A 9,358-nucleotide genomic window follows, 5' to 3' on the forward strand; every position below is an offset into this window, starting at 1 on the left:
TTGCTCGGGGGCTTGGGTAAGTTTTGTACCACCATTAAAAACAAAAGCATTAGTTTTGTTAAAAATAATTTATTGGTAAATTCGCAGGGATATTTAGCAACACCAGAAGGCTTATTATTTAAGGTTACGGCAAAACCTAATAAATCTATGCCAGGGGAAAAAGCTAATTCCTCATGTGGTTTAAAAAAAACTATTGAAGATAAGGTGTCTAAGCAAAATGCTTTATCTAAAACCCCTACCGCAGGCCACGGTGTAATGCAGCAAGGTGATTTGCGAGCGAAAATACAAAAACACCAAAGACATATATTTTCAGAAGATCATAAAAATAGAGGCATTATGGCGGTTGGAGAAAACCAAGAAGCTATTCTGGATTCACTATGCGAGACCCTTTTATCATTAGATAAGAAAGGTTTTTTCAGAGAGGGTAATAATCAGCTGCGGATTATGATTAACGGCATTGATAATATAGAAGTGAGATGTTTCATACAAAAGGGTGAAGTTATTGGTATTAACGCATTTATCAGTGATTTTGGTAGAATATTCAATAATTTTATAGATACAAGGAAAATTTAGGAATGAGGGATTTATTATTGCGTTTGGATAGGTTAGAAAAAGAAGAGAATTATAGAGAGCTTTGTAATATTGTAGATTACGAATTGAAAAACAGCGTACATACGAGCGATGTTTGGATAGTATTAGCCATTACTATCATAGTTGTTCCAATTGTTGATTATGAAGCAAGTATAGCATGCTTAGAAAAAGCACTTGCGGTTGAGCATAATAATCCAATAGCTCTTATTGTGCTTGCGCATGTATATGAATATCAGCTAGGCGGTATTAATGATATGCTGCTCCATCAAATTAAGAATCTTCGCACTGATTCTGATGAGATTAATTCCATGCTTAAATATGTTGCATCCTGGTCTTATTCCGATGGGAAAAAAGATGATCATCAGATAGAAGAAAAGCTTCTTAAAGAATCGATCAGATTATGGGATAAACATGTGTGGAATTATATGAATCTTGTAAGATTGTATCAACGACAGGGCCGATATCTTGAAATTAATAATTTAATTTATAAAGCATTGGGCAATATTACAAAAATATATGATGGTAGTAATCATCCCAATGTAACGGATCTGAATGAATACATTAATGAGCATATTAAGGGTATCTATATAACAGATTTAAATGCTGAATCTATACAACAAAAGCTTGTGCCAAAACATATTTTATTTTTTTATATAATTATCACTCCTTTCTTGGATTGTTATCGTTTCATTAGAAAGATGATTTTATATCTAGTCAATTAGATACTGAGGAAAAAAGCGTTTGTAAGCCTTGTAAACTAATGGTAAATTCTATTGTGTGGTTACTGAATGCGTCAAGTAGCTGGCGCCATACTTCGCCAAGGCTTCGTATGGCAGGCCATTTTCTTAAATGAATTATCCATAAAGCTTATTTGACAGTTTTGGCTCCATTCGCCCTGAGTGTTTTTACCCTGTAAAAAAGTATCAAAGGGTGAATCATATGTGCCCGTAGCTCAGTTGGATAGAGCGATAGATTCCTAATCTGTAGGCCACAGGTTCAAATCCTGTCGGGCACGCCAGACTTCGCATAAAGCTACGTCTGGCAGGCCATTTTTTTTAAATGGCTTAAATGAAAAACAAAAATACTTTTAATTGCGCTTATCATGAACTTGCCCGCCGTCGCAAAGCTATGACGGATTGGGTCCGATGAAGTTTTAACGCAGTCGGATTGAAGGATCAAGCGCTCTAATTTTTTGAAAAAATGTATTTATAGTTCAGTTCGGTCAAGCTGATTTATCCCATGCACTTGCCATTGAAAATAGCTGTAAGTTGCTAAATGTATCGTGCGCTTTCAATTCAAATGAAATCATTCACTATTTCGATTACTACTATAGTACCTTAGCTTTATCAAGAAGCCTTTGCATATATCGTAAACTAACGATAAATTATATTGTTGTAGTTTCTGATTGAAGCTTATGAAAAATAGTCACTTTAATATCGAGGTAATCTTTATGCACATGCAATCACTAGATCAAAAAACGATAGAAGATATTAAGCAACGGCTTGTTAAGACATATAATCCCCATGAGATTTATTTACTAGAACCACAACGGGAAGATAATATTGACGTTAGTCTTTTGATAGTTGTAGATGGGAAAGACATACAACATTATGATCTTATGACGGCAGGACACAAGGCGCTTATCGGTGTTAAGGTTGCCAAAAATATTTTGGTTTATACCAAAGAAGAATTTGAGGAATATTCGCAAGATCAATCGACATTAAGCTATTCAATTAAGCATTATGGAAAGCGCATTTATGCGCGCGCATGAACATTGGCATTTGATTGCCTTGGAAGATTTAGATTCAGCAAAGCATCTATTTTCTCGGTCGTTTATGACAACGCTTTTTCATGTGCAACAATGCGCAGAAAAATCTTTGAAGGCTTATCTTGTATTTACCAATAACTGCGGTATAAAAACGCATGATCTTGTGAGGTTAGTTGATCTTTGTTTGGGATCTAATAAAGAGTTTGAGGTGCTTCGTTCATTGGCAGCTGAACTTACCCCCTATGAAACCGCGGGGAGATATCCAGATAATAGTTTTAAAAAACCAAGCCAAGAAAGAATGCAGAAACTCATTGAGCAATCTGAATATATATTTAATTTTGTTGCACATCGCATTGATAAGGCTTAATGGAATTTTTTGCAATCAGAAAACTTCAAGTACTGAATTCGGTTTAAGGATTAAATTGGATCTTGGTTAATCGTTTGAATAAGGATTTATTCAAATTTTTTGAGGGTGCATTCATGTATAGAAAATGCAACATATTTTATTTGTTGATTGTGTACCTGTTTTTAGCAGTAAATTCTTTTGCTGCCCAAATTTCTGATAAATTTTTTGCTTATGATAAAATAGGTGATTTTTTATTACTATATAAATCACTTGAAGAAGGTTTTTGCGCAGGGACCTTGATTAAAACACCATTCGGTTATGAACCAATTGAAGATCTTCAGATGGGAGATATAGTTCTGGATATGTATGGGAATCCAACGGAGATTCTTGCGACTACCAGGCGTTACGTTGATGGATACATAAAAATTTTCTTAGAAGGCACTGTTCTTAGTGCCGGATGTGATCAGTTGCTTTATTCATTTTCAGAATCTTCATGGATAAGAGCTCGTGACTGGCTACTTGATAGTGAACATATCGTTGATCCGACTTTCATTTATGCTCTTACTGTCCAGAATCATACTTTATCTGTTACTCCCCATGATATTAGTGCTCATAATTCAGCAGCTATTTTTGCAGGCCCATCAAGTATATGTTGTGGATATGTAGCAGTTATAAATCCAGTTATTGCTATGCTTGGCGGAGCTACGGTAGCACTGGCAGTTATTGCATACAATGCTCGCCGGATGTATTTAGAAAAACATAAAGATGAAAATGGTCCTTGTTTGGTTGATATGCCTGATGCTGTTGTTCTTGCTGAACGTTTTTACTATGAGCAGAGAAAAGAAGCTTTGGAAAAAATAAAACAAGAATTGATGGTGATTAAAAATGACTTACAGATTATTAAAGGTTTATGTTCAGGAAGTTTTACACACCAATTTTTGCAGCAACACATATATAGCACGGTAAAAAATGTACAGTTATTGTCTATCGCACAAGAAAAACACTTATCCGATGATCAAAAAAATACATTGAGAGGCCTGCGAGAAAATGAGTTAGCATTGCTTGAAAAGCAGATATGCGATATACAATTTTTATTGGCATTGCATGTCAACCAGTTGCTTAAGAATTTACACCATGCTCGTACATCATATGATAGCGCTATTACGGAAATTAGAGAGGCGATAGGCGTTTGGAATAATAATCTTAAGGCAATGACTCATGAGACTGCGTTGAGGTTATATAAATATGATCTGTTACAAGAGCGTTTGGTGTTTGGAATACGCCAAGCATTTAATGAATTACTGTTGGTAGCTGAATATTATCGCATTTGCACGAGTCAATGCATCCAAAGCAGTACTACTATTGTTTCAGCATTGGATCAAATTGTTCCGGTAATACATGAAAAGAAACCGTGGATTTTGCAGCAAGAAGAGTATACGCGTAATAATATTACTATAACTGAGGCGCATTTTGCTAGCCGTAATATTTCAGTAATGGTATTCAAAAATGAAGCTAAAAAAGAGTTTGATAAACAACAGAAAGATCGTGATACACAAGTTCTAAAAAAAATAGAGACGGCGCTTTCTGTTAATAGCTTTTCTGGGGGGCCCAAGAAGGATGACGATGATGATGAGGAGCGTTTTTTAAAGATTGAGATTTATGAAAAAAATGCAGCACATATTTTTAGAAATGAACCAGGACATTTTCCTATTGATACACCTGTAAATAGAAAACTGTTAATAGATGTTGCTTCTGATTTTAAAAACTTTTTGGGTAAGTGCAAATATGGAAATGAATGGTATGGTAAAATTTTAGATAATGGGCAACAAATCTGGGTTTCAATGAGAAATGGTTTTATCCGGAATGGTGGATTAAATAAAATACCACAAAGTTTTAATGGACAGACAGGTTTATGCCGTCTAATGAAGTAAGATAAATATGATTAATAAAATGACTTCGCTACAAGCCTTTAAGGCAATGATTTGTTTTTTAGATGTTCATTATCATGAAACATTGTCAGATAATTTAGGAGCGTTATTGGGTGATATTCAGTTATTCGAGGATGATAGTGGCACTTGGGATCCTGCAGCATGGAATGATTGGATGACTGCTTTGGAAAAAAAAGAATCAGTTGCCTTGATAGAAGGTTTCAAAGGCATGTTCCATTTTTTGAATGCATATTATATAAGGACATCTTCTTCTGCACGTGATATAAAAGAATTATTAAATGCAATGACGTTTGATAAAAATGAAAAGGTTGTGTGCTCTTCTTTGTGGGATAGATGGGTGGAATGCGTTGGAAAAATACTTAATGAGTAATTTTAATATTTTATGAGTAAATTATTAATCCCTCTTCAATCCTTTTATACGATGCATCTTTTTTTAGAGAATTATTTTAATGCTACTTCTTCTGATAGCATTGGAGCATTGCTAGGTTGTATGCATTTTTTAGATGATGGAGAAACTGCTGATCCTGCGTTGTGGGAAGATTGGCGTGAAATTGTTGGCAATGATCCTATTTCTCTTATGCAGGCATTTCAAGCTATGAAGATATTTCTGGATACGTATTATCAGGCTACATCATCAACTAATGTGAAAAATATGCTTGCTGATATATCACTTGTTATTGATGACAAGCCAGGGAAAGAGAGAATTTGGCAGAAATGGATAGCATCTGTCGATCTCGCGCTGGAGTAATATTTAAAACATGAACATTATAACAATATCTAATTTCAATCAATTTAATTTAATTATGAATGATCCATTATATCTTTCTGGGGATCGGTCAGAAGAAATTTATCATAATATGTGGTGTATTTCTCTGGAAGAAGATTTTATAGAGAGGGTTAAAATTGAGCAATTAGAGCATTTTGCAAAAAGCGTAATAATCAACAGAGTGCAGCAATTAAAAGATATTAGTTATGATAAAAATGCTGTTTTTTATATGTGGTTTGATCAACAAGCCCTACAATTGCGGTTTAATATTATCCCTGGCGATGTAAAAGCGCTGCCTTTTTCGTGTAAAGTAAGTTTAATTAATTCTTATCAACCTATTTTAAACAATTTTATTAGTACCATTAGAGAAATTTCTCAATGCGGTGATCAAGTTGAATTTTTGGATATGCAAGATGAGAATTGGGATGAAGATGAAAATGAGGAAGAATATGTTTTGGATGTTTTTGTAAAAACATTGTATGGAGATTTAAGTGAAATATTGCTGGCGAATAACAAAATATGATCCAAAAAAGCGTAATTCACAAGGATGGTTTCTTGAAGACACATGGATTTCTTATGGAGATATTGGAAGATCGTATCAAAGTGAAAAGCTTACATATGATGAATACGTACGGGTAGAAAATCTCTATATAAATGCAATAGTGCAATTTATGATGTCTTTAAATGTTTCTCATTTGCAAGTTAAATACTTAGAGAATCATGGTAGCATAAATGAAGATCCATCTGTTGATAAAACAGAAGTTATGTTTGTTAATACGCTTAAAGAAAATGATTTATTATCACTAGAACAAGTTAAAATGGTCTCAAAATTAATATTGCGAGGATATTTTTGGTGTAAGTTAATAAGCAAGCATAAAATGTTTGTTCATTTTGGCGATGATTATTATATGTTTATTGGAAGCAGATCAGAATGCAAAGATACTTTAGAAGCGATAAGAAAATCGGGATTATATGTGGAAAATTATGAATCTCCTTATAAATAGAACTAATGAAAAAAAAATTGCCTTTTGCGTCTAAGGTGCGATTGGTTACTTCTTGTGAGCCTATACTGGATAACTTTATTAGTGTGGTAAGGGATATTACTCAACATGGAGATGAAATTCAATTTTTTGATAAAGAAGATAGTAGTGATTGGGATGAAGATAGAAATGAAGATAAATATGTGTTAGATGTTTTCGTGAAGAGATTAAATAAAATATAATGGAAAAGAGAATTACAGTTGATGAAGGTTTTTGTGCGGTGATCAAGTTTTTAGAAAAATGGCATGAATTTACAAAATCAGATGACATAGCTTTTCTTTTAAGTGGAATGAGTATGGATCCTGCTTTTTTACAAGATTGGGTTGAATCTGTGGGTATAGTGTTAGAGGAAGCAAAAGAAAAATAGATGGGATTTTTAATAAAACTTTTTTAAAGAGAATACTGATTGTATTGATCGATAAATAGATAAATATGATTAATAAAATGACTTTGCTACAAGCTTTTAAGGCAATGATTTGTTTTTTGGATGTTTATTACAGTAAAACATTATCGGATGATTTAGGATCGTTACTCGGAGATATTCAATTGTTTGAAGATGGTAGTGGTACATGGGATTCTGCGGCCTGGAATGACTGGGTTGTTGCTTTGGAAAAAAAAGAATCGGTTACATCGATAGAGGGTTTTAAGGGCGTATATAATTTTTTGAATGCGTACTATATAAGAACATCTTGTTCTTCAAGTGATATAAAAGCGTTATTAGATGCTATGATGTTTGATGAGCGTGAAGAGCTTTTGTGCTCTCCTCTATGGCATACATGGATAGAGTGCGTTGGGAAAATATCTAATAATAATTGAAGTGATCTGTTTTTCCTGAGCACGTTAAAGAACTGGTTTATCCCATGTACTTGTCATTGAAAATAGCTGTAAGCTGCTAAATGTATCTCTAACTTTTCCCAATTTATCTTTTCTTTTAATTATCTTTTTATCAAAACATGCATCAGTTAAGTCTTTATAATTTTCTATGCCTTCAAATACTTCACTAATTGGTACTTCATGTAATTTTCCATATCCGTGACCATATGATCGTGCTTCAATCAATAAGTTTTTTACTATATCAGAAACTACCATCACGTGTCCTTTGATTAAAATAAGATCACCGGTTTGCAGTTGTTCTTTTTGTGATAATGGCGTAAGGCATTGTGCGATTGTTGTGGTATTTTTACAAAAATAAGGAATACCACATATTTGTGCTGCGCGCAGAATGACACCAGAGCAGTCGAAACCACTTTTTGGTATTTGAGTATCTTTTTCGTATTCATAAAATGAGTAATCACCATTGTGACCTGTTGTGGCAACTTCCTTAAAGTTACTTGATATTGTTTTACTAAAACTTGTTCCTCCCCACACATACGGAATGCTACCGTTTTTTGTGTGGGCCCATTTTTTAAGAAGATTGACGTAATCAGAAATACGTTCTTCTTTTGTTTTTGTTGTATCATCGACAATGCATTTATGACACGGAATTTTTATTTTGTGTTCTTTCATTTTTATGTAATCAATTGCAAAAACCTCTATCGATGAGGCTCTTTTTTTTTGTGGAGAAGGTGTTTTTACAAAACGTGTTGCGGCAGAAAATGTGAGATGTAATGTCGAATCATAGTGCGGTTCGGTTAATGTTACAATGTCTGGATGATGAAGTGCATGGTGATTTGTATCAGAAAAATTAATTGGTTCTGGTATATGGGTAATAGGAATAGTAGGTGCGACTGGATCATCAAGAAAAGTGATATTTTTTTTGAGAGTCCAGTAATGATTTTGTGGTGTTGAGGTTGATGGAATAAGATAGTATGCATGTGCAATGCGTATACATGCTTCATCATCGACTGTTTTGATAACTTCAACAATGTCATTGTACAGTAACTGATGTAATCGTGGACATGCAATGGAAGATTTTATTTGCCCTGTGCAAACGGCTATTGTAGCGTATGCGTTTTCGGCAGTGATATGTGGGATAATAGTTGTTATTTGTTGTCCAATTAAATCTGCAATTGGCACTGAAACGACTGTCTTTTGCGATGAAAATAGGTGGTGATTGAAGCATGCAAATGATAAACAGATGAATATAATGGGCGGTAGTTTTAAATTTGAATTCAGATTTATAAATTTTCTCTTTTGTAATGCTTCTCTCCCGCTCGTCCTGAGTGTTTTTGTCTCAAAAACGTATCGAAGGATTGAGCGGAAAATGGATAAAAATAATATTTTTCTTATGTTGCATCCTTCGATACATTTTTGCCCTTCGAAATAGTTCAGGGTGAGCGGGCAAAAACACTCAGGACGAGCGGGGAGAAAGTGAAATAGTAAAAAAATAGGATATAATAACAGTTTCATGATTTGTCCTAATTTTTATCTCGCTGTGAGTTGTATGCTTGTGATAATTACCATGGAGCATAGTGCATTCATTGTATTTTTAGCTATGGTTTGTTTTATTGTTTTTATTTCATTTAGAAATATTGATAGTTGGATGGTTTACATGTTATTATTAATATGCAAAGTGAAAATGGGTATAGTATAAGGGGATGCAGATGGTCAGAATAATAATGCTGCTGTTGATATGGTGTATGCCACTGCATAGTGTGAATAGCGATAGCTCAGGTGATTGGACATGGGTGCATCGCAAAAATTTTGACGAAAAAGTTCGTGTTGGGAATGTAAACAAAAAATCATTACTGTTCTGCCAAGAGAATGTAAAACCATTTACGCAACTTGTTTTTTCCTGGAATGCTATTCGGCCTGAGAAGGGCCATTTTTCTTTTTATGTGCAAGTACGTGATGCACATACAAAAAAATGGAGAACGTGGCACCATATGGTTGATTGGGGTAATAATATTCAACAATCATATGTGAGTAAAAGTGATGGTTTTTCTTCTTATATCCATG

The 9,358-nt window shown here is 34.0% G+C and carries 14 protein-coding genes and 1 tRNA gene; 14 read left to right on the forward strand and 1 reads right to left on the reverse strand.

The genetic code is table 11. From position 1 onward, the window contains the following. The 13 genes from VJJ26_01320 to VJJ26_01380 form a co-directional block, all read left to right on the forward strand. On the forward strand, positions 1-573 hold a 573-nt coding region (locus tag VJJ26_01320), incomplete at its 5' end, for a hypothetical protein (protein HLC06804.1). Between the two features lie 2 nt (positions 574-575). After that, complete coding sequence (locus VJJ26_01325) at positions 576-1,313, forward strand: hypothetical protein (GenBank protein HLC06805.1); 738 nt, start codon at positions 576-578, stop codon at positions 1,311-1,313. A 219-nt stretch (positions 1,314-1,532) separates the two neighbouring features. Further along, positions 1,533-1,609: transfer RNA gene (locus VJJ26_01330), tRNA-Arg, on the forward strand. A gap of 432 nt (positions 1,610-2,041) precedes the next feature. After that, positions 2,042-2,362, forward strand: a complete 321-nt coding sequence (locus tag VJJ26_01335; GenBank protein HLC06806.1) for a hypothetical protein — start codon at positions 2,042-2,044, stop codon at positions 2,360-2,362. Continuing rightward, complete coding sequence (locus tag VJJ26_01340) at positions 2,349-2,726, forward strand: HEPN domain-containing protein (GenBank protein HLC06807.1); 378 nt, start codon at positions 2,349-2,351, stop codon at positions 2,724-2,726. Before VJJ26_01335 ends, VJJ26_01340 begins: the two co-directional genes overlap by 14 nt. Before the next feature lie 113 nt (positions 2,727-2,839). Beyond that, positions 2,840-4,636, forward strand: a complete 1,797-nt coding sequence (locus VJJ26_01345; protein HLC06808.1) for a hypothetical protein — start codon at positions 2,840-2,842, stop codon at positions 4,634-4,636. A 7-nt stretch (positions 4,637-4,643) separates the two neighbouring features. Beyond that, on the forward strand, positions 4,644-5,024 hold the full coding sequence (locus tag VJJ26_01350) for a hypothetical protein (protein HLC06809.1): 381 nt from the start codon (positions 4,644-4,646) through the stop codon (positions 5,022-5,024). A 12-nt stretch (positions 5,025-5,036) separates the two neighbouring features. Then, on the forward strand, positions 5,037-5,402 hold the full coding sequence (locus VJJ26_01355) for a hypothetical protein (GenBank protein HLC06810.1): 366 nt from the start codon (positions 5,037-5,039) through the stop codon (positions 5,400-5,402). Between the two features lie 10 nt (positions 5,403-5,412). Then, positions 5,413-5,943: a hypothetical protein gene (locus VJJ26_01360; protein HLC06811.1), complete on the forward strand. Its 531-nt coding sequence runs from the start codon at positions 5,413-5,415 to the stop codon at positions 5,941-5,943. After that, the gene (locus tag VJJ26_01365) at positions 5,912-6,424 is read left to right on the forward strand and encodes a hypothetical protein (protein ID HLC06812.1); all 513 of its coding nucleotides are present in this window, start codon (positions 5,912-5,914) and stop codon (positions 6,422-6,424) included. The genes VJJ26_01360 and VJJ26_01365 overlap by 32 nt, the downstream gene beginning before the upstream one ends. A gap of 5 nt (positions 6,425-6,429) precedes the next feature. Continuing rightward, positions 6,430-6,642 carry a hypothetical protein gene (locus tag VJJ26_01370; GenBank protein HLC06813.1) on the forward strand — a complete coding sequence of 71 codons (213 nt, stop codon included), beginning with the start codon at positions 6,430-6,432 and terminating at the stop codon, positions 6,640-6,642. Continuing rightward, on the forward strand, positions 6,642-6,827 hold the full coding sequence (locus tag VJJ26_01375; protein ID HLC06814.1) for a hypothetical protein: 186 nt from the start codon (positions 6,642-6,644) through the stop codon (positions 6,825-6,827). The genes VJJ26_01370 and VJJ26_01375 overlap by 1 nt, the downstream gene beginning before the upstream one ends. A gap of 65 nt (positions 6,828-6,892) precedes the next feature. Next, on the forward strand, positions 6,893-7,276 hold the full coding sequence (locus VJJ26_01380) for a hypothetical protein (GenBank protein HLC06815.1): 384 nt from the start codon (positions 6,893-6,895) through the stop codon (positions 7,274-7,276). A gap of 24 nt (positions 7,277-7,300) precedes the next feature. Here the strand turns inward: VJJ26_01380 and VJJ26_01385 are convergent, their stop codons facing one another. Then, the gene (locus VJJ26_01385; protein HLC06816.1) at positions 7,301-8,476 is read right to left on the reverse strand and encodes a hypothetical protein; all 1,176 of its coding nucleotides are present in this window, start codon (positions 8,474-8,476) and stop codon (positions 7,301-7,303) included. Between the two features lie 527 nt (positions 8,477-9,003). Here VJJ26_01385 and VJJ26_01390 point away from each other — a divergent pair. Beyond that, positions 9,004-9,358, forward strand: a 355-nt coding sequence (locus tag VJJ26_01390) for a hypothetical protein (GenBank protein HLC06817.1), incomplete at its 3' end; no start/stop codon positions are given.

It is taken from the genome of Candidatus Babeliales bacterium (assembly GCA_035288105.1).
Classification (GTDB): domain Bacteria; phylum Babelota; class Babeliae; order Babelales; family Vermiphilaceae; genus SOIL31.

Bases quoted from the DNA above. Each gene is read 5' to 3' on its own strand.
- VJJ26_01345 (HLC06808.1), top strand. From the start codon at position 2,840: ATGTATAGAAAATGCAACATATTTTATTTGTTGATTGTGTACCTGTTT.
- VJJ26_01340 (HLC06807.1), top strand. From the start codon at position 2,349: ATGCGCGCGCATGAACATTGGCATTTGATTGCCTTGGAAGATTTAGAT.
- VJJ26_01380 (HLC06815.1), top strand. From the start codon at position 6,893: ATGATTAATAAAATGACTTTGCTACAAGCTTTTAAGGCAATGATTTGT.
- VJJ26_01325 (HLC06805.1), top strand. From the start codon at position 576: ATGAGGGATTTATTATTGCGTTTGGATAGGTTAGAAAAAGAAGAGAAT.
- VJJ26_01375 (HLC06814.1), top strand. From the start codon at position 6,642: ATGGAAAAGAGAATTACAGTTGATGAAGGTTTTTGTGCGGTGATCAAG.
- VJJ26_01360 (HLC06811.1), top strand. From the start codon at position 5,413: ATGAACATTATAACAATATCTAATTTCAATCAATTTAATTTAATTATG.
- VJJ26_01335 (HLC06806.1), top strand. From the start codon at position 2,042: ATGCACATGCAATCACTAGATCAAAAAACGATAGAAGATATTAAGCAA.
- VJJ26_01350 (HLC06809.1), top strand. From the start codon at position 4,644: ATGATTAATAAAATGACTTCGCTACAAGCCTTTAAGGCAATGATTTGT.
- VJJ26_01370 (HLC06813.1), top strand. From the start codon at position 6,430: ATGAAAAAAAAATTGCCTTTTGCGTCTAAGGTGCGATTGGTTACTTCT.
- VJJ26_01355 (HLC06810.1), top strand. From the start codon at position 5,037: ATGAGTAAATTATTAATCCCTCTTCAATCCTTTTATACGATGCATCTT.